The organism is Veillonella parvula (assembly GCF_048309325.1).
GTDB classification, from domain to species: Bacteria; Bacillota; Negativicutes; order Veillonellales; family Veillonellaceae; genus Veillonella; species Veillonella parvula_T.
On sequence record NZ_DBFBTX010000002.1, the window covers coordinates 1 to 22,694 of the forward strand.

3 protein-coding genes and 1 rRNA gene are annotated in these 22,694 nt (G+C 39.9%); all 4 read right to left on the reverse strand.

Annotated features, from left to right (window positions below):
• Nucleotides 1-64, reverse strand: a 16S ribosomal RNA gene (locus ACMKPP_RS00620); the annotation flags it as partial.
• A gap of 544 nt (nt 65-608) precedes the next feature.
• Nucleotides 609-1,358 carry a hypothetical protein gene (locus ACMKPP_RS00625; RefSeq protein WP_058948381.1) on the reverse strand — a complete coding sequence of 250 codons (750 nt, stop codon included), beginning with the start codon at nt 1,356-1,358 and terminating at the stop codon, nt 609-611.
• A 90-nt stretch (nt 1,359-1,448) separates the two neighbouring features.
• Nucleotides 1,449-11,780 carry an ESPR-type extended signal peptide-containing protein gene (locus ACMKPP_RS00630; RefSeq protein WP_418369141.1) on the reverse strand — a complete coding sequence of 3,444 codons (10,332 nt, stop codon included), beginning with the start codon at nt 11,778-11,780 and terminating at the stop codon, nt 1,449-1,451.
• A 518-nt stretch (nt 11,781-12,298) separates the two neighbouring features.
• Nucleotides 12,299-22,564, reverse strand: coding sequence for an ESPR-type extended signal peptide-containing protein (locus tag ACMKPP_RS00635; protein ID WP_418369142.1), 10,266 nt, complete (start codon nt 22,562-22,564; stop codon nt 12,299-12,301).
• Nucleotides 22,565-22,694: the final 130 nt, after the last annotated feature.

Genomic DNA, 22,694 nt, shown 5'->3' on the forward strand with positions numbered 1-22,694 from the left:
CGACTTGCATGTGTTAAGCACGCCGCCAGCGTTCGTCCTGAGCCAGGATCAAACTCTCCAAGATATCTTGAAGCTATTTGAATAGCTCATTATTTGTTGTCGTTACATTGAAGTAACTTTGAATTATGGTTGGTTTTGACTTTGTCAAAACCCGCACTCTGGCATATGTTCAATCGTTATGATTGATTACCTATCATTGTTCAGTTTTCAAAGATCTGTGCCCCTTCATATGGGGTACTTGAATATAATAACATTTCCATATACTGATGTCAACAAAATTTGGACAAATTTTACTACAAATTTCAGAAAATTTTTGTCATTATTTTTACACACTTTCATAGCCTAATTTTACAAATTTAAAACCTGAGTTATATCACGTTTCCACACATATCATATAAGAAGAATTTAAAGCAAAAAGAAGCCGCAACAAGAATACATATCGCATTCTGTTGCGGCTTCTTGCCTATATAACAGTGTGTTTATAGAATCCCTTATTTGCATTTCAACACTGTATATTAAAAACTTTTATATATAAGGTATTGCATCTGCATTTCCTATACAGCAAAAGTTATACATATAAAGATTTAATTATATGTGTATTTAGATGATTAGTTATCTGTCTGAATCGCTTCACGAAGGTTAATTTCGTGCATATCGCCAACAGAAGGTTCTTCTGCAGACATATTCTTCACAGTTTGTTTTGTAGCAAACCAAACTGCTTCGTTCATGTAATAACGCAATTCTTCATTAGATACATGTTCTTGATCTTGAGCCATGATATCAAGCATAGCATCTTCCAATGCTTGTGCTTCTTCATCAGTCAAAGGACCGCCAACGGCCTTTTGTTTTTGAAGCAATTCATTCATGCGATCAACCATGCTGCGCAATACATTGTAACCATAGCTATTTGTATAGCCTTGGTCCTTATCATATTTAGGGAATGTGTAATAGCTATACTCGTTTTTATTACGGTTTTCACCATTCCAGTTCAATGCAGTTTCTTGGCCATGTACATAACCTAAAGAATGTTTACGGAAATAATCAGCATAATTATGCTTATCTTTAGAATGTAACCATTTAGCTTCTTCTTTAGTTAACGCTTGATGATTATTCTTTTTGCTTTCAGCTAAAGCAATATGTTTTTCCGCATTTTCCCATGCTTTCACAAATTCATGGATACTTTGCACCGCCTGAGGGCTAGCCACAGGAACCAATACAACAGAACCTGTTGTAGGCGCTTTAGCCGGATTTGGTAAAAGCAATGGATCATCAAATGTAGCAGATGCCGCATTAACATGGAATACGCCACTGCCGAATAATACTGCCGCTGTGAAAGCAAGCAAAGTGGATTTTTTCATTATATATTCCTCTTTTCTATCAACGAATTAAATCGGGTGAGAGGACCCCCAAAAGGGAATCCTCAACCCGTAATGTTCAGCATGAACGTATTATAAACCTAGTCTTGCCATCATTGCAGCAATATTAGCTTTCATTTGTTCATTTTCAGCTTTCAAATCAGCTACTTCACCTTTTAATCCTTGATTTTCAGCTTTCATTGCAGCAAGTTCACGTTGCATTGCATATGTAGAACTGATAGGTCCTTTACGATAACGATCTGCAGTTTCTGCTTCGCCGTCTCTGTTACCTACTTTCCAAGTTACACCAGCATTTGCCATCATATGGCTATTGCTGCCTGCCCAAGCAACACCAGCATGTAACATCATGGATTCATTTTTGTAATGAGCCACACCTAATGCCAATGCGGAGTCACCACGGTAGTTACCGTAACCTGCCATGATTTGAGTAGGTTCGTAAGGGTCATAAGCCATAGGTTTCAATGCGGACAACGCGGAGGACATCGCACCAACTTGACGAACTTCTTTTACAACATTATTCATGCTGTTTGCAACACGATTAAGTTGGGAACCATTAACAGCATCAGTAGAAGTGGAGCTAATTTCACCTGGTGCTACGTTAGTAATCTTATTACCACCGTTATTCAAACCAGAGCTTGTTAAGGATACGCTGCCACCACCATTATTTTTGATTGTGATACCATTACCGTTTGTTACAGTTGTATGACCGGAGTTATCCATAGTTGTAATGGAGTTGATACCAGTAATATCTTTTGCCAAACGAACATTCAAGCTGCCGTTGTTATCGGAAATAACACCGATATTGTTTGCAGAGGAAAGTTTGCTTTCATCAGTAACGCCACCTTTAACGGTTACTTTTTCACCTAAGTTACGATGGAATTCACCTTTGTCACCTGCAAAGTCTAAGCCAGCTTTCTTAAGGCCATCGATACCTTTTTTCAAGTCACCGATGTTAGCACCATTTGTTAAGCTGCTGCTATTATCAGCAATATTGTTGATATCTTCGCCTTCGCCATAACCACTTGCCATGTTAACAACTTTATTGCCACCATTGTTCAAGCCGTCCTTAGTCAATGTTACTGCACCAGTACCATCTTTAGGGGACCCTTGACCTGCTGGAGGAGTAGTAATTGCAACACCGTTGCTGCTAACAGTAGTAGTTACTTTAGTACTACCCATGCCAGATGTAACAACCACACCATCTGCAGTTGTGCTTGTTCTCTTAGTCTTTTTGTCAGTAGTTACAACACCGTCAACAGTCAACTCAGTGGCCTTAGTTGGATTATCTACAAGTACACCTTTAGCTGTTGTTTGAGTTGTATTATTTTGACTATCAGATACTTTCACATTATCTGCAGTAAGAGTAGTCTTATTACCAAATGTATCAGTGCTTGTAACACCTCTACCGTTTGTTAAAGTGGAGTGTTGTTGATCGTCTGTAGTTGTAGTTACACTGCGTAAGTTCAAGTCTTTTTTGATATCTACAGTGTATGTTTTAGACTTATCTGCATTAACTGTAGTTTCTACAGTTGTATTGCCGCTATCGCCAGCTTTCACTGTCGTAGTTGCTGCCGCCATGCTGCTCTTCAACTGTTGAACGTTAACTGCATCTGTATCATTTACACCAGCTGCCACGTTAGTAATCTTTTGATTATTTGCGTTTAAGCCTTCGTTAGAAATGTATGTTTTACCACCTACAGATACACCTTTATTGTCAAGTACAACTTGTTTGTTTGGATCGGAACCAACTGTTACAGAGTCAAGACCTTTAAGGTTCTTAGCAAGTTTAACGTTCAAGTTACCGTTTTCATTAACTACGCCAATGTTACCATTTGAAAGTTTAGAAGCATCAGCTTCGCCACCTTTAAGTTCCAATGTTTGACCGAGGTCTTTATGGATAGCTTCACCGGAGTCGCCTTTGAAGTTCAAGCCTTTCTTAGTCAAGTCTTGAGTGTTCTTATCAATTTTATTATCTACAACTTTCAATTGATCTTCTGTTGCAGCTTGACCGTTAGTGATCTTATTAGGATCCCAAGTTCTGTTAGTCAAATCGTTAACAGTACCAGAACCACCGTTGATAGTTACCTTACCGGAGTTGATTGTACCGTTTGTACCATTGATATTTACAGCATTAGCACCTTCGCCAGCTCTAATGATACCTGTTGTACCATCGAAATGAACTGATGTATTGCCGGAGCCCAATGTCACTGTGTCTTTCAAGTTTACAGTGTATGTTTTAGCTTTTGTAAGATCGTTGATTTCTTCTTCAACATGAATGTTCTTGCTACCTTTTACCTTAGTATCGGACGCAGCTTTTACTTCGTTCAATTGTTTAAGGTTAACAGCATCGCTATCTTCTGTACCAGCTTTAACATTTTTGATTTGTGTATTGTTTGCATTGAAGCCGTTGTTTGTAACAAATGTATTACCGCCAATTGTCAAACCATTATTGTTAATAGTTGTTTGACCCGTTGTTACGCTGTTCAAGCCTGTTAAATCTTTTGCAAGTTTAACATTCAACTTACCGTTTTCGGATACAACACCGATATTGTTGTCAGACAATTTAGCTTTATCAGAAACGCCACCTACAACATCCAATGTTTGACCAAGGTCTTTATGAATTAAATCACCAGAGTCAGCTTGGAAGTTCAAGCCTTTCTTAGTCAAGTTTTCAGTGTTCTTATCAATTTTGTTATCTACAACTTTCAATTGATCTTCTGTTGCAGCTTGACCACTTGTGATGTGTGTAGGATCCCAAGAAATGTTAGTCAAGTTGTTTACAGTACCGTTTGCACCGTTAACAAGAACTTTACCAGCATTGATGTTACCTGTTACACCATCGATTGCTACTTTACCAGCGTTGATTGTGCTGTTTACACCATTGATAGTTACTGCGTTCGCACCGTTACCAGCTTTCACGATACCAGTTGTACCGTCGATGTTAACAGCTGTGTTACCGGAACCCAATGTTACAGTGTCTTTCAATGCAACTGTGTAAGTTTTAGCTTTTGTAGTTGGATCTACAGCTTCATCAACGTCGATGTTTTTGCTACCTTTTACTTTTGTATTAGATGCAGCTTTTACATCGTTCAATTGTTTAACATTTACAGCATCGTTATCTTCTACGCCAGCTGTTACGTTTTTGATTTGCGTATTGTTAGCGTTGAAGCCATTAGCTGTAACGAATTGTTTGTTGTTGATTGTCAAACCATCGTTGTTGATAGTTGTTTGACCAGTTGTTACGCTGTTCAAGCCTGTTAAATCTTTTGCAAGTTTAACATTCAACTTACCGTTTTCGGATACAACACCGATATTGCCGTCAGACAATTTAGCTTTATCAGAAATACCACCTACAACATCCAATGTTTGACCAAGGTCTTTATGAATTAATTCACCAGAGTCAGCTTGGAAGTTCAAGCCTTTCTTACTGTTGTCTGTAACTTTTTGATCTACAGATTGCAATTGATCTTCTGTTGCAGCTTGACCGTTAGTGATGTTATTAGGATCCCAAGTTCTGTTAGTCAAGTTGTTTACAGTACCATTTGCACCGTTAACTAGAACTTTGCCAGCATTGATGTTACCTGTTACACCATCGATCGCTACTTTACCAGCATTGATTGTGCTGTTTACGCCATTGATAGTCACTGCGTTAGCGCCTTCACCAGCTTTTACGATACCTTTTGTACCGTCGATGTTGACTGCATTATTACCGGAACCTAATGTTACAGTGTCTTTCAATGCCACTGTATAGGTTTTAGCTTTTGTTACATTATCTACAGTTTCATCAACATTGATGTTTTTGCTACCTTCTACTTTTGTATTAGATGCAGCTTTTACATCGTTCAATTGCTTAACGTTAACAGCATCGTTGTCTTCTACACCAGCAGTTACGTTTTTGATTTGCGTATTGTTAGCATTAAAGCCATTAGCTGTAACGAATTGTTTGTTGTTAATTGTCAAGCCATCGTTGTTGATAGTTGTTTGACCAGTTGTTACGCTGTTCAAGCCTGTTAAGTCTTTTGCAAGTTTAACATTCAACTTACCGTTTTCGGATACCACACCGATGTTGTTGTCAGACAATTTAGATTTCTCAGTAATGCCACCTACAACATCCAATGTTTGACCAAGATCTTTATGGATTAATTCGCCAGAATCAGCTTGGAAGTTCAAGCCTTTCTTAGTCAAGTCAGTGCTATTGTCAGTGATTTTCTTATCAACAATTTTCAATTGGTCTTCTGTTGCAGCTTGACCACTTGTGAAGTTTTTGCCATCCCAAGTGATGTTTGTCAAGTTATTTACAGTACCAGCAGTACCGTTGACAGTCACTTTACCGGAGTTGATAGTGCCGTTTGTACCATTGATAGTTACAGCATTAGCACCGTCACCAGCTTTTATGATACCTGTAGTACCGTTGATGTTGATTGCATTATTGCCGGAACCTAAAGTTACATTGTCTTTCAATGCTACTTTGTAAGTTTTAGCTTGTGTATTAGGATCTACTGTGGAGTTAACATTGATGTTTTCGCTACCTTCAACTGTAGTGTTAGATGCATTTTTAACTTCATTCAATTGATTCAAGTTAACTGCATCATTGCCATCAGTACCAGCTTTTACGTTTTTGATTTGTGTGTTGTTAGCATCAAAACCGTTAGCTGTAACGAATTTCTTACCACCAATTGTTAAACCTTCGTTATTAATTGTTGTAGCACCAGTTGTTACGCTTGTTAAGCCAGTCAACTCTTTAGCGAGTTTAACATTCAACTTACCGTTTTCAGATACCACACCGATGTTATTGTCGGACAATTTAGCTTTATCGGAAGTACCACCTACAACGTCTAATGTTTCGCCAAGGTCTTTATGAATGCTTGTAGCATCATCGCCTTTGAAGTTCAAGCCCTTCTTAGTCAAGTTGCTACCGTTGTCAGTGATTTTCTTATCAACAACTTTCAATTGGTCTTCTGTTGCAGCTTGGCCGCTTGTGATGTTATTAGCATCCCAAGTGATATTTGTTAAGTTGTTTACAGTACCTTTAGCACCGTTAACAAGAACTTTACCGGAATTGATATTGCCTGTTACACCGTCAATCGCTACGTTACCAGCAGTAATTGTGCTGTTTGTACCGTTCATAGTCACAGCATTGTTGCCTTCGCCGGCTTTTACAATACCTTTTGTACCATCGATGTTAACAGCTGTATTGCCGGAACCCAATGTTACTGTGTCTTGTAAACCAACTGTATAAGTCTTAGCTTTAGTAAGTGGATCTTCAGAATCAGTTACATTGATGTTTTTACCTGCTTTTACAACTGTTTTAGCTGCCGCTGCGTTGTTGGATACTTCTTTCAACTGTTTAAGGTTAACTGCATGGTTATCCTCTGTACCAGCTTTCACATTTGTGATTTGAGTATCGTTAGCATTGAAGCCATTACTTGTAACAAATGTGTTGCCACCGATTGTCAAACCATTGTTGTTAATAGTTGTAGCACCAGTTGTTACGCTGTTCAAGCCTGTCAAATCTTTAGCAAGTTTAACATTCAATACGCCGTTGTTATTAACTACGCCGATGTTATTTTCTGAAAGTTTAGATACGTCAGCTTGACCGCCAGAGATTTTCAAAGTTTGACCAAGGTCTTTATGAATTGCAGTACCTGCATCACCTTGGAAGTTCAAGCCTTTTTCTACGATTTCAGTTTTTGTAGTATCAATTTTATTATCTACTACTTTCAATTGATCTTCTGTAGCAGCTTGACCATTAGTAATAGCTTTAGGGTTCCAAGTTCTGTTAGTCAATTCGTTAACAGTACCTGTAGTACCATTGATTGTTACTTTACCGGAGTTGATAATACCATTTGTGCCGTTGATAGTCACAGCATTATCGCCAGTACCAGCTTTCACGATACCTGTTGTACCGTTAATATTGATAGCTGTATTACCAGAGCCTAATGTTACTTCATCTTTCAAGCCTACAGTATATGTTTTAGCTTTAGTTACATTGTCGATGCTTTCATCAACTTTAATGTTTTTACCTTCAGCTACCTTTGTATTTGCTGCAGATGCACTGTTGGATACTTCTTTCAATTGTGCCAAGTTTACTGCATCGCTGTCGATTGTACCACGAGCAACGTTAGTAATCTTGTTACCACCGTTATCCAAACCAGTTTTAGTAAGGGATACAGCTGCATTGTTTGTAGCACCGTTGCTGATAGTTACACCGTTGGAAGTAACTTTTGTATCACCTACAGTTACGCTGTTCAAACCTTTAAGGTCTTTTGCCAAACGAACTTTCAAGTCGTTAGAGCCATCGGATACAACACCGATATTGTCTTCAGCAGTCAATTTGGATGCTTCTGTAATGCCACCTTTAACGTTTACTTGTTCACCAAGTTTTTTATTGATTACATTACCGGAGTCAGCACCGAATTTCATGGCTTTATTGATCAATTCTTCTTTAGTCTTGAACAATTGGCTGCCATTGATAGCATCTGTGGATGTAGCTGTTACAGCACCGTCTTTTACATTTGTAATAGTAGTGCCATTAGCGCCTTCCAATGTTACCTTAGTTTTATCAACAACACCGTTATTAATGTCATATTTAACAGCACGATCTGTCAATTTATCTACAGAAGTCTTGGATGCAATGTTATTGATTGTAACTTGCTCTTTAACGCCTGCATGGTTTTTATCCTCTACAGTCAAGGATACTTCACCATTGTCGTTTACCTTATAGGAACCGTCAGCGCTGGAGTTTCTTACAAGACGATAGTCAGTTGCACTGCTACCTTGTTGGGTAATTTGTTCGCTAACTTTTTTCAACTGATCTTCAGTCGCTGCACGACCGGATACGATAGATGTGGAATCCCAGCTCTTATTGCTCAAGTTAGTTACATAATTACCAGTTTCGCTCGCATGTTTCGTATTTTGAACAGTTTGAGAGCCCATTACAACGCCACTAGCAGTTACTCTACCTGCTGTACCATCAAGAACTACTTGATTGTTACCGCTACCCAATGTCACTTTGTTGTTCAAACGAAGATCATATTTAGCACCTTCAGTGCTTGTAGCAGGAGTAGTTGTCAATTTGAGGTTATCATCGGAAACAGTAACTTTAGAATGTTTACCTGCTTCGATTTTCACATCATGTAATTGGCTACCATTTACAGCATCTGTAGAAGTAGAAGATACTTCACCAGCTTTCAAGTTAGTAATTGTTGTACCGCCTTGACCTTCCAAAGTAACTTTGTTTTTATTAACAGTAGTACCGTTAAGATCATATTTAACAGCGCGTTCTGTCAATTTATCCAATTCAGTTTTGGATGCAATATTGTTGATTGTTACTGTATTAGCAGGGCTGTTAGGATGAGCTTCATCTTTAACTTTTAAATCAACCTTGTTGTTTTCTACAGAGTAAGAACCGTCTGCAGAGTTTGTATTGTTGATCAAACGGTAATCTGTTTTAGCTGCATTAGTAGTCTTGATTTCATCAGACACTTTTTTCAACTGATCTTCAGTTGCTGCACGACCAGATGTGATGGTAGGGTTTTGAACATTCCATTCTTTATTGTCCAAACCAGTTACATAGTTTTTATTATCGCTATGTGTACCTACGCGAACAGAACCTGCAGTTACGCTGTTCAAACCTGTTAGGTCTTTTGCCAACTTAACATTTAGATTGCCGTCTTTAGCTACAACACCGATGTTGTTGTCAGACAAAGCACCTGTAGCGCCACCTGTAATACCTAAAGTATCGCCAAGTTGTTTGTTGATTTTAACATTGTTATCGCCTTGGAAGCTTAAGCCTTTAGCAATCTTGTTAGTGTTATTTGTGATATTAGTAGTATTGATATCTTGTTGCTCTTTAGAAGCAAGGTTCGTCAACTTAACTTGTCTAGGGTTGGAACCATCAGCATCAGCAACAGTCAATGTCATGCTACCATCAGCAGCTACTTTATATTCGCCATTGCTACCTGCTGCAGGGTTTGCAATCAAACGGTAGTCAGTTTTGGAAAGACCATTAGAGATTTTAGAGATATCAACATCGAATGTTTGATTGTCATTACGTGTCAATGTCAATCTCTTACCGTCATTGGATACTGTACCAGATGTAACATACGTGTTTTTCAAACCTGTTACTTCAGCAGTCAAACCATTTGTACCGGTCATGTTAATCTTACCATTACCGTTTGCTTCATACGTTGCAGAACCACGTTGCAAGTATTTATCGTATTTTGCAGCAATACGAGAAATATCACCGATATTAGCCGCATTTGTTAATGTATCACCGCCAGATTGTACATTGGTAATTTGATAACCACCAGCATTGATACCGGTTTTGCTCATAGATACGCTACCAGTTGTAACGGAGTTGAAGTTTGCATTATCAACTGTTGCAACTGTAACATTGTCTCCGGCGCCTTCTAATTTAATATTTTTACCAGCGTTAAAGTTCACTGTACGGTTTGGAGCTTTTACATCTTTAACCTTTTGGCCATTAACTTGAAGTTCCCAACCGGAGTTTGCGGATTTAATAGCTTCATGAACAGTGTTTTTACCTGTATCACCAATATTAGTCATGGTGATAGTACCGTTTTGGTCAACCTGAGCATTACCGCCCAAGATATTCTTAGTGCTGTTAGCTACATTACCTACTGCATTAGCAACGCCATATAATTGGCTACCGTTAATAGCATCTGTAGATTGTGCGCTTACACGACCAGCAGCAACATTAGTAATTGTACGTTTTGTAGAAGTATTACCTACGCTAACTGTGGAATCAGCACTACCACCTGCATAGTTGTATTTCAAACCGTTAATTGTTTCACTAGCAGTACTTACAGGAGCAGCTGTTGCAGAATTAGCACCTAATGCAACGCCACGAACATTATTTACTGTTGCTTTGCTACCGAGAGCTAAGCCTTCGTTTTCTTGTACACTTGCTTCGCTACCGATTGCTACCGCATCAGTTACTTCTTTTTGAGCTTTAAGTTTAGTGATTAATTCAGGATTATCTTTGTAAACGCTACGATCACGTACACGTTCTAATGTACCAGCTTGAGCGCTTACGCCCAATGCGATGGAACGGGAGCCAGTTGCTTGTGCATCATCACCGATAGCCACAACATTTTTCTTGTCTCCATCTTGAGTACTCAAAGCACTCGCTTCACGACCCATAGCAATAGAGCCGTAACCTTCAGAATGAGCATTGTTACCGATAGCTGTGGAACGTTCTCCTAATGCCCATGCCGCATTACCTGCAGCCACAGAAGATCCGCCCAATGCATATGTATCATTACCAAGAGCCACACCGGAACCGCCATGAGCACGTGCAGAGTTACCTACAGCAACGGAGTTATTTACTTTAACAGTCGGGTCATTTTGAATACCGGATTCAGCATTGTTACCGATGGCAACGCCGTCTTTTGCGTAAGTTGTAGCAGCATTACCGATTGCCACTGCATTATCGCGGTAATGAGCAGCCGTATTACCGATAGCTACGCCTTGAATGCCTTTAGATGTAGCACGGTTACCGATGGCTACGCCTCTTACATAACCTTCACCTTTATAATTTGAACCTGATGCTACATACGCACTAGTACCCATAGCTACACTATCTTCAGTATCTGATTTAGCACCTTGACCGATAGCAATAGAACGAGCTGCATTAGCTTGAGTATTAGTAGTTCCGTCATATGCTGTATACGGTGTACCTTTATCATCCTTCATTGGTGTTGGATTTGCAGAGCCAATAGCAATAGATTGATCACCTGTTGCTAATGCGGAGTGACCCATAGCCAAGCTCGCTTTACCTTGTGCAGATGCTGCCGTACCAATAGCTGCCGCATATTGTTCACCTGCATAAGCTTGACGCATCATCGCCAAAGAGTTAAAGCCTTTTGCCTTCGCAGCAGAGCCAACAGCAATAGCACCGATTTGTTCAGATTGAGCATAGTGGCCTAAACCGATACCCAACGCACGAGATTGAGAATAGTCACCGATAGAAATACCAGACACAGAACCATCATTAGCACGGGCATTCGCATTGTTACCGATTTGGATGCCAAACACCTTATTATTTGTATATAAATATCCTTGTCCTGGATTCCCCGGTGTTTTGTAATCATACATTTGAATATAAGGAGAATTTTGGCTAGGATATAAATATGTAAACCCACCATCATTAGGACCTTCACCAGGAGCCAAAGAAAGGCCTCTGTTAGGCGCTGCATCAACACCCGAAATCAACCCACTACCGCAGGTTAAAACCATAGCCGCCAAGCCAACTTTTACCGAAGCTTTAGCGGAATTACTGACAAAGCTTTTGGAGCCACGAGTATGGCTTTTTGCGATTTCAGATACAACGACATATGCGCCCCGTACCTGACTCCAAATTACCCTATAAATACGATTCATTTAGTAGTACCTACCTTTCACACAGTTTTATAAGGGATTCTAAAACCAACACTAAAACACTAAAAATAATAAAATTTTCATCAAAAATTTAATTACTATACATATAAAATATCAGATTAGTTTATGAATGTAAATATATTTTTTTCATATTTCGCTCATTTATTTTTAGAACTTTAAACTTCTTTTAAAAATTGATTTTCTTACTCATTTAAATATATTTTCAATCATAAAAACCCTTGCTACAATGGGCCAAACAACACTTATAATCTAAAACTAATGATTTTATAGTAAATTAATCATATTCATAATTTTCGATTAAAATTATATGTTCTGTATTATACACTATTATGAAAGGTTTGTGAAGTCAAATACAAAAAAAGAACGAAAGTCTTTTCACAGTAGACTTTCGTTCTTTCATTTTATATACCATATAGGGTTAAAATCATCTAATCTTCATGGGTATTTTCTGGTACATTAACAGATTTTACCACATGAATATAAAATGAAATTTATATGATTTACATGCCTAAACGACTCATAATAAGAGCTAATTGTCGTTTAGTTTCTTCGTTATCTTTCTGTAGACGAAGGTTGTCTTCTTTCAATGCCGCATAGTCTGCAGTTAATTTTTCATCCTGCGCTTTCATGCGTGCATTTTCAGCTTTCAAAGCAGTCATTTCATCCTGCATTACGTACATAGAGCTGATAGGACCGCCCTTGTAGCGCTCAGGAATAGCCTTCTTCTCATCAGAAGAACCGAATTTACGAGTTACACCGGCATTCACCATATTATGACGACTACCAACAGATACGCCTGCATGGAACATAGTATCTTCCGATGTATAATGTGCAACACCTAACGCCGCTGCGGTTTCACCTCTGTAATTGCCGATACTAGCCATCACTTGAGTTGGTTCTAACGGATCATATTGAATAGGTTTCAACGCAGACATAGCTGCCGCATGAGCACCTACACGTTGCGTTTCGCCCGCCACGGAATTAATAGCATTAGCCATTCCTTCCGTAACACCCTTCAATTGATTTACGTTAACCGCATCCGTGCCGTTTACACCAGGGCCTACATTGCTAATTGTTTTACCACCGTTATTCAATCCATCTTTAGTGAGGCTTACGGTGTTACCGCTAGCAGGAGTAATGGTTATGCCACTGCCGTTTACAACCGTAGAATTACCTACAGCATCCTTAGTAGTTACAGATGTAAGACCTTTCAAATCTTTCGCCATACGAACTTTAAGATTAGTGCCGTCAGATACGACGCCTAAATTATCTTCGGACGTCAACTTGCTAGCATCAGTAATGCCACCGACTACGTTTACCTGTTCGTTAAGCTTTTTGTTAATCACATTACCGGAATCGCCACCGTATTTCATACCATCGTCTTTGGTTGCCACTTGATGTGTCTTGCCCTGTTCATCTTGGTACTTAATACGAGTAATAGAATTGCCTCCAAGATCAGAATCACCCTTATCAGCAGTTATATCCGCATTGCGACCATCTTTGCCAGTTAAACCGATGTGACCAACGCCGTCTTTGCCCGACATAGATACAGCATCTTTACCGTCTTTACCTGTAACAGCTACTTTGCCGTCTGTACCATTCGCAGCGTCTGGACCTGTAATGGAAACGCCATCTTGACCATTTTTGCCGACTTTCACCTTATCAGTATTGACCGTATCAGCAGTAACTGTTTTGGTAGTAATGCTATCGGTCTTAAGGTTCTTAGCCATTTTAATAGTAACATTACCATTTTCGGCTACTGTTTTGATATTTTCGCCGGAATAATCGCTATCGGCCCCTTGTCCTTCACCTTTGATGGTAACCTTTTGACCTAAATCACGGTGAAAATCACCTGTATTACCGGCAAAATCCATGCCTTTCTTCGTAATGTCATCACCTAAGTTATTAATCTTATTATCCAAGGCTTTATGGGACTTCTGCAATTGATCTTCTGTAGCAGCACGACCACTTGTGATATTGTTAGGATCCCAATCTTTGTTTTCCAAACCTGTCACATGACCGTCCTTGCCATCAACAGACACTTTACCGGCATCAATCTTACCGTCTTTTCCGTTGATTGTTACGTTGTCACCGGCCTTGATTGTACCATTTTCACCGTCAATCGCAACATTACCGGCTTTAATGGTACCTTTATTACCATCGATTTCAACTTTATCACCTGCTTTAATGGTGCCTTTGTTGCCGTCGATTGTAACCTTGTCACCGGCTTTGATTGTACCTGTTGTACCATCCATCGCAATTTGTTTCGTAGCATCAGTTCCCATTGTTATTTGGTCTTTGAGGCCTACTTTGTAATTTGTAGAGCCATCACCATTAATGGTCTTATCAACTTTGATATTATTACCTTCTGTTACGATTGCCTTAGCAGCGTTAGCCGCTGTATCCAATTGAGATTTATTAACCGCATCCTTAGGATTTGTACCGTCAGCTACGTTTGTAATCTTATTGCCGGCTGCATCAATACCATCTTTCGTCATAGATGGACCATTGGTAATCTTCACGCCGTCCTTTGTAATAGCAGTCAACGGGTTGCCATCCTTATCTTGAACGGTCATGCCTTCACCATTAACAACGGTTTTACCGTTTGCACCATTAGTGCCATTGTTGAAAGTTATGGAATCTAGGCCTTTCAGATTTTTTGCCAAACGAACATTAAGGATATTATTTTTGCTAATAACACCGATATTGTTTTCGGTCAACTCAGATTCATTGGTGACACCGCCCTTAATGTCCAATTGTTCATTAAGTTTCTTCTTGATGGTAGTACCGGAGTCGCCACCGTATGCCATGCCATCATCTTTGGTTGCTACTTCATGGGTTGTACCATTTTCATCTTTGTATTTAATGCGCGTGATTTCATTTCCATTAATATCAGCAGCGCCTTTATCAGCGATAATATCCGCACTATGACCATCTTTACCAGTTAAACCGATGTGACCTACGCCGTCTTTACCCGACATGGACACAACATCCTTGCCGTTTTTATCTGTAACAGCTACTTTACCGTCGGTGCCATTCGCCGCATCTGGGCCTGTAAGAGATACGCCATCCTTACCGTCTTTGCCGACTTTCACAGATTCAGCCTTAAGGTTTTTGTTCATTTTTACATCAATTGTTGTATTACCTGTTGCTGCATCTTGTTTGATGAAAGTTTTAATATTGTCACCGCTATAGTCGGTATCAGCAGCTTTGCCTTCACCTTGAACAGTGATAGTAGAGCCTAATTTATTAGTTTGTACACCGCCTACATTGGCATTGAATTTAAGACCTGTATCAGTTTGACCTGCCAAGGCTTGTTTCAATTGGTCCTCTGTTGCAGCACGACCGGATACGACATTACCTGCATTCCAAGTCTTATTATCAAGACCTGTTATGTAGTTACCCATATTACCAGGGGTTGCACCATCGGATTGTTTACCCATTGTCACATTGCCGGCTTTCACAGTTTCCGTAGCCGTAACAGATGTAACATTAAGATCTTTCTTCAACTTAAGACCGATTTTCGTATCTTCACCGGTTTGCGTGATTTCTGTCGTAATATTGTCGTCGCCGTTTACTGTTACCTTAGAGCCTAGCTTGTTCGTTTTTTCATCGTTATTATCCGCATCAAAACGAAGGCCTTTGTTGGTAAGTTCAGTCTTAGCGTCATTAATATTATTGTTGAGTTCAGTTTTAGTGTCAGCGATATTTTTGTTTAATTCGGTTTTAGTATCACTAATGTTTTTATTTAACTCAGTTTTAGTGTCATGCAATTGACCGCCGTTAACCGCATCTTTGGAATTAGCCGCAATATTACCATCAGCAACATTGGTAATCTTTTGGTCGTTTGCATTGATGCCATTTGGAGATACATAAGTCTTATTGCCTACTGTTAAACCACCACTATTAATGGTTGTACCACCAGCTGTTACGCTGTCCAAACCAGTCAATGTTTTAGCTAACTTCACATTTAGTGTGCCTGTGCCATCAGATACAACGCCAATATTATTATCCGTTAAATCTGTAGCCGTAGCTCCGCCTTTGATGGCAACAGTACCACCTAACTTCTTGTTAATAGTCGTACCAGAGTCACCGTCAAAGTTCAAGCCTTTATCCACTTCGGATTTAGATGCCACATCTTTAATCGTTACGGTTTTTGTTTGAGCAGCCGGATGGTTCTTATCTTGGACTGTCAATGCTACGTCACCATTAGCATCTACAGTGTAGTCACCATTGGAACCTGCCGTAGGATTTGCAACGAGACTGAAGTCCGTTGCACTAGCACCTTGTTTCTTAACTTCGTCACTAACTGTTTTCAATTGGTCTTCCGTTGCTGCACGGCCGGATGCAATTGTAGGGTTATCAATACTCCAAGCCTTATTATCAAGACCAGTTACATAGTTGCCCGTATTACCAGGGGTTGCACCATCGGACTGTTTACCCATGGTTACAGTGCCGGCTTTCACAGTTTCCGCTGCAGTAACAGAAGTAACATTAAGATCTTTCTTCAATTTGAGGCCGATCTTCGTGTCGTCACCAGTTTGTGTAATTTCTGTGGTGATGTTATCGTCGCCGTTTACCGTTACCTTAGAGCCTAGTTTATTAGTTTTTTCAGCGTTATTATCCGCATCAAAACGAAGGCCTTTGTTGGTAAGTTCAGTCTTAGCGTCATTAATATTATTGTTGAGTTCAGTTTTAGTGTCAGCGATATTTTTGTTTAATTCGGTTTTAGTATCACCAATGTTTTTATTTAATTCAGTCTTTGTATCAGCGATATTCTTGTTTAACTCAGTTTTAGCTTCATGTAATTGACCGCCGTTAACCGCGTCTTTGGAATTAGCCGCAATATTACCATCAGCAACATTGGTAATCTTTTGGTCGTTCGCATTGATGCCATTTGGAGATACATAGGTCTTACCACCTACGGTCAAACCACCACTATTGATGGTTGTACCGCCAGCTGTTACGCTATCTAAACCGGTTAATGTTTTTGCCAACTTCACGTTCAATGTGCCTGTACCGTCAGATACAACGCCAATATTATTATCCGTTAAATCTGCGGCCGTAGCTCCGCCTTTAATGGCAACAGTACCACCTAATTTCTTATTAATAGTCGTGCCAGAGTCGCCATTAAAGTTCAAGCCTTTATCCAATTCGGATTTAGATGCTACATCTTTAATCGTTACGGTTTTTGTTTTATCCGGATGGTTCTTATCTTGAACTGTCAATGCCACGTCACCATTGGCATCTACAGTATAGTCACCATTGGAACCTGCTGCAGGATTTGCAACGAGACTAAAGTCCGTTGCATTAGCGCCTTGAGTTGTGATGGCTTCAGTAACTGTCTTCAATTGATCTTCTGTTGCAGCACGTCCGCTAACAGCAGTAGGATTAGTGACACTCCATGCCGTATTATCAAGACCTGTTACGTAATTCCCCATATTAGCAGGTGTTGCACCATCGGCTTGTTTACCCATGGTTACAGTGCCAGCTTTCACAGTTTCTGTAGCCGTAACAGATGTAACATTAAGATCTTTCTTCAATTTTAGACCGATCTTAGTGTCGTCACCGGTTTGCGTGATTTCCGTCGTAATATTGTCGTCGCCGTTTACCGTTACCTTGGATCCTAGTTTATTCGTTTTTTCAGCGTTATTATCCGCATCAAAACGAAGGCCTTTGTTGGTAAGTTCAGTTTTTGCGTCACCAATATTTTTATTCAACTCAGTCTTAGCATCACTAATGTTTTTATTTAACTCAGTTTTAATGTCATGCAATTGACTGCCGTTCACCGCATCTTTGGAGTTAGCCGCCACATCGCCATTAGCAACATTGGTAATCTTTTGGTCGTTCGCATTGATACCATTTGGAGATACATAATTCTTACCACCTACGGTCAAACCAACACTATTGATGATAGTGCCACCAGCTGTTACGCTTTCCAAACCAGTTAATGTTTTAGCTAACTTCACGTTTAACGTACTGCCATCAGATACGACACCAATATTATTGTCCGTCAAGTTCGCAGCCGCTGCACCACCTTTGATGCTAAGCTTATCGCCCAACTGTTTATTAATTACAGCGCCGCTATCTCCATCAAAGTTAAGGCCTTTAGCAATAGTCGTATTGATTGTGGATATAGCATTTTTATTAGTCGTAATATCTTGCGTATTTTGAGCGATATTTTGCTTATTTTGTGCAACATCAGTCTTATTCTTACCGATGTCAGTTGTATTTTGAGCAATATCAGCCTTGTTTTTAGTTATATCTTGTTTATTCTTGCCAATATCAGTCGCATTTTGAGCAATGTCAGTTGTGTTTTGAGCTATTTTATCCTTGTTCGTATTAACTTGCGTATTAACAGACTTCAACTGATCTTCCGTTGCAGCACGGCCGGTTACGGCTTGTGGATTATCTACATCCCAAGCAGTATTAGTAAGACCAGTTACCGTGCCTGCAGTACCATCCACAGATACAGGATTAGCAGTTCCTAAGGTGATTTTATCCCCTAATCCGACAGTATATTCCTTACCGCCGGCTGCATTTGTACCTTCATCTACAGTGATATTGCTGTTTTTAGCTTTCACAGTACTTGCCTTAGCAGTTCCACCGATAGCATCCTGCAACTGACTGAAGTTAACCGCATCAGTAGGATCTGTGCCTTTTGCTAGACCGGTAATCTTTTGATTATTTGCATTGATACCGTTCGGCGTTACGTAGGTCTTGCCGCCTACAGTCAAACCACTACTATTAATAGTTGTTCCACCAGCTGTTACGCTATCCAAACCAGTTAATGTTTTAGCTAGTTTCACATTTAATGTGCTGCCATCAGACACGACACCGATATTATTGTCCGTAAGATCCGCTGTAGCACCACCTTTAATGGTAACAGTGTCGCCCAATTTTTTATTAATCGCAGTACCGCTATCACCGTTAAAGTTTAATCCTTTATTGATATTGGTTACATTTGTATTGACCTTATCATTAACGGATTTCAACTGATCTTCCGTTGCAGCTCGACCACTTACAGCTTGAGGATTATCCGCGTTCCAAGACTTATTATCGAGTCCTGTCACAAAGTTACCGTTTGCACCGCCAGCACCACCAGCTTGTTTGCCCATAGTCACAGTGCCAGCTTTCACAGTATCAGCAGCAGTAACAGTAGTAACGTTGAGATCTTTTTTTAATTTAAGGCCGATCTTAGTATCGTCACCAGTTTGACTGATTTCTGTCGTGATATTATCATCGCCATTTACCGTTACCTTGGAACCCAATTTATTGGTCTTAGTTCCGCCTGTATCCGCATCAAACTTGAGACCTGTATTAATCACATCATTCTTCGCAGTCGATATATTATTGTTTAGCTCGGTTTTAGCATTATCTATATTGCCGTTCAGTTCAGTTTTAGCGTCATTAATATTTTTATTGAGCTCAGTTTTGGCATCACCGATATTTTTGTTTAATTCAGTTTTAGCATTATTAATATTGTTATTTAATTCGGTTTTAGCCGCATGAAGTTGACCGCCGTTAACTGCCTCTTTGGAATTAGCCGCCACTTCACCATCAGCAACATTAGTTATTTTCTTGTCGTTTGCATTGATGCCGTTCGGAGTTACATAGGTCTTACCGCCTACGGTCAAACCACTACTATTGATAGTTGTACCCCCAGCCGTTACGCTATCCAAACCGGTTAATGTCTTAGCTAGTTTCACATTTAATGTGTTGCCATCAGATACGACACCGATATTATTGTCCGTCAAATTCGCAGCCGCTGCACCACCCTTGATGCTAAGCTTATCGCCCAACTGTTTGTTAATTACAGCGCCGCTGTCTCCATCAAAATTTAGACCTTTAGCGATAGTCGTATTGATGGTAGAGATAGAATTTTTATTGGTCGTAATATCTTGTGTGTTCTGTGCGATATTTTGTTTATTTTGTGTAATATCAGTCGTATTCTTACCAATATCGGTTGTGTTCTTGGTGATATCTGCCGTATTTTTAGCTATATCTTGCTTATTCTTACCGATGTCAGTCGTATTTTGAGCTATATCAGTCTTGTTCTTAGCTATATCTTGTTTATTCTTACCGATATCAGTCGTATTCTGAGCAATGTCAGTTGTATTTTGAGCTATTTTATCCTTATTTGTGTTAACTTGCGTATTAACAGCTTTTAACTGATCTTCCGTTGCGGCACGACCAGTTACGGCTTGTGGATTATTTACATTCCAAGTTGTATTAGTAAGACCTGTTATAGTTCCTGTGGTTCCATCCACGGTCACAGGATGTGCCGTACCTACAGCAAGTTTATTGCCCAATCCAACAGTGTATTCCTTACCACCATTTGCATTGGCACCTTCTGTTACGGTTATATTCGCGTCTTTCCCTTTTACCGTAGTGGCCTTAGCAGTACCACCGATAGCACTTTGTAATTGACTGAAATTAACCGCATCGTTAGGTGCTGTACCATTAGCAACACCAGTAATCTTTTGATTATTAGCATTGATGCCATCAGGTGTTACATAGGTTCTAGCACCTACACTCAAACCATTTTTACTAATAGTAGTGTTTCCTGCATTAACGCTCTCTAATCCTGTTAAATATTTTGCCAACTTTACAGTCAATCTACCGGTACCATCGGATACAACACCAATATTATTATCGGATAATGCCCCTGTAGCACCGCCTTTAATGACTAGAGTATCACCTAATTTTCTCTTAATCGGAGCACCTGTATCGCTGCTAAAATAGAGCCCTTTTTCAAGAGTATTATTGATAGTGTTAATATCATTCTTATTAGTAGTAATATCATCTTGTATTTTTGTGATATTTCGTGCATTGTTACCAATACGGCTTGAGTTATCTGAGATACTCTGCGTATTTCGATTAATAAAATACTGATTGGAATTAACTTTCTCATTAACCCGCTTTAACTGATTTTCCGTAGCAGCACGCCCTGTAACGGGTGCTGGATTATTTACATCCCATGATGTATTGGTAAGACCTGTGACCGTTCCTGTACCACTATCTATGGTTACAGGATGCGAGGCCGCCCCTTTCCCTACAGTAATCTTATAGTTTAAGCCAACAGTATACTCCTTACCACCTTTCGCCGTTGAGTTTTCCCTTACCGTAATATTACCATCATCATTTGCTTTTACTATGGCTTCTTTAGCCGTACCATTAATTGCGCGTTGCAACTGACCGTAGTTAACTGCGTCCTGACTACCTGTACCGTCTGCAACACCTCTAATTTGTTGATTATTGGCATTAAGACCACCGGTTGACACATAGAGTTTACCGCCTACAGACACCCCTTTATTATCAATCGTAGCAGTTCCTGCTGTTACGCTATCCAAACCAGTTAATTTTTTAGCCAATTTCACATTTAGTGTGCCATTTCCGTCTGCTTGAACCCCAATATTGTTGTCAGCCAGAGCACCGCTAGCGCCACCTTTTATTCTTACTGTGTCACCTAATTTTACTTGGTTCTGAACAAAGTTATCACCATAAAAGAACAATCCCTTATCAATATTGTCTTTATTATATCTAATAGCATCGTGGATCGTGCTTTTACCTGTAAAACCGATATCGCTCATCGTTAATTTACCGGTATCAGGATCGAGCGCCGCATTACCGCCAAGGATATTTTTAGTAGTAGTGGCTAAATTGCCCAGGCTATTTGCTACGGCATATAACTGACTACCGTTAATAGCATCTGTAGACGAAGCATTCATGCGTCCCGCCGCCACATTGGTAATCGTACGTTTTACCGTATCACTACCCACACTAAGCGTGGAGTCAGCACTGCCGCCAGCTAAATTCTTATACCATAAACCATTTACATGCTGATTTGGCGTACTTACCACATTAGCCGTCTTGGAGTTGGCACCTAATGCAATTGATCGTTGTTGATTCACATCAACTAATGCATTTTTACCGATGGCAATGGAATCATCTGAAGCTGCGATTGCAGCTTTACTCATAGCAATAGAATTATTTTTCGTCGCTTTTGCCGTCTCACCGATAGCAATAGAAGCCTCACCGCTAGCCACGCTATCCCAACCCATAGCAGCAGCATTAGTAGCGTCAGCTGTAGAGTTCGCACCGATTGCGCGAGCACCCGCTGCCAATGCTCTTGCACCGTTACCGATGGCTACGCCCCACTCGCCTCTGGATTGAGAGCCGTTACCCATAGCAACGGCACCGCCTTTAGATGCCTTCGCATTATTACCAAATGCCATGGATGATCCACCCCAAGCTCTGGCATTGGTACCAAATGCCTGATCATTATCGGCACCCACATAGTTACCGGCCTCATCATATCCAGCCCAGGATGTATTACCAAGGGCAAAGCCATTTAAAGAAGCTACTTTTGTCAAATTACCGATAGCAACACCATTATTTACTTCAACCGTTGCATTTCTTCCGATTGCAACACCTTGCACATTACCAACATTAGCCCTATTAGTTTTTGTAACAGTAGCACCTGTACCCAAGGCCACACTATTATCTGCCATTGCTGTACTATTGTCACCTATCGCTACAGTACCATTTTTAGCCTGAGCATTATCACCCCATTTTAATGTAGATGCCTGCGCTTCAGTTGGTATAATCCCTCCTGCTAACATAACAGTACAGATAGAAATTCCGAGCATCTTGGCAAACACAGATGTCATTGTCGATCGTTTCGACATATTCTTCGCTGTTTCAGCCACAACGACATAACATCCCTTTGTACGACTCCAGATTACTTTAAAAATTCGGTTCATCTCGTCTTACTCCTTGCATAAAACTATCAGATTATATGAATATAATAAAATATTTTATAACTATTTTAAAAAGTAAAAATACAGTTAATATATGGCTATTTACCGATGCATATCATATTAAACATATCAT

Bases quoted from the DNA above. Each gene is read 5' to 3' on its own strand.
- ACMKPP_RS00625 (WP_058948381.1), bottom strand. From the start codon at position 1,358: ATGAAAAAATCCACTTTGCTTGCTTTCACAGCGGCAGTATTATTCGGC.
- ACMKPP_RS00630 (WP_418369141.1), bottom strand. From the start codon at position 11,780: ATGAATCGTATTTATAGGGTAATTTGGAGTCAGGTACGGGGCGCATAT.
- ACMKPP_RS00635 (WP_418369142.1), bottom strand. From the start codon at position 22,564: ATGAACCGAATTTTTAAAGTAATCTGGAGTCGTACAAAGGGATGTTAT.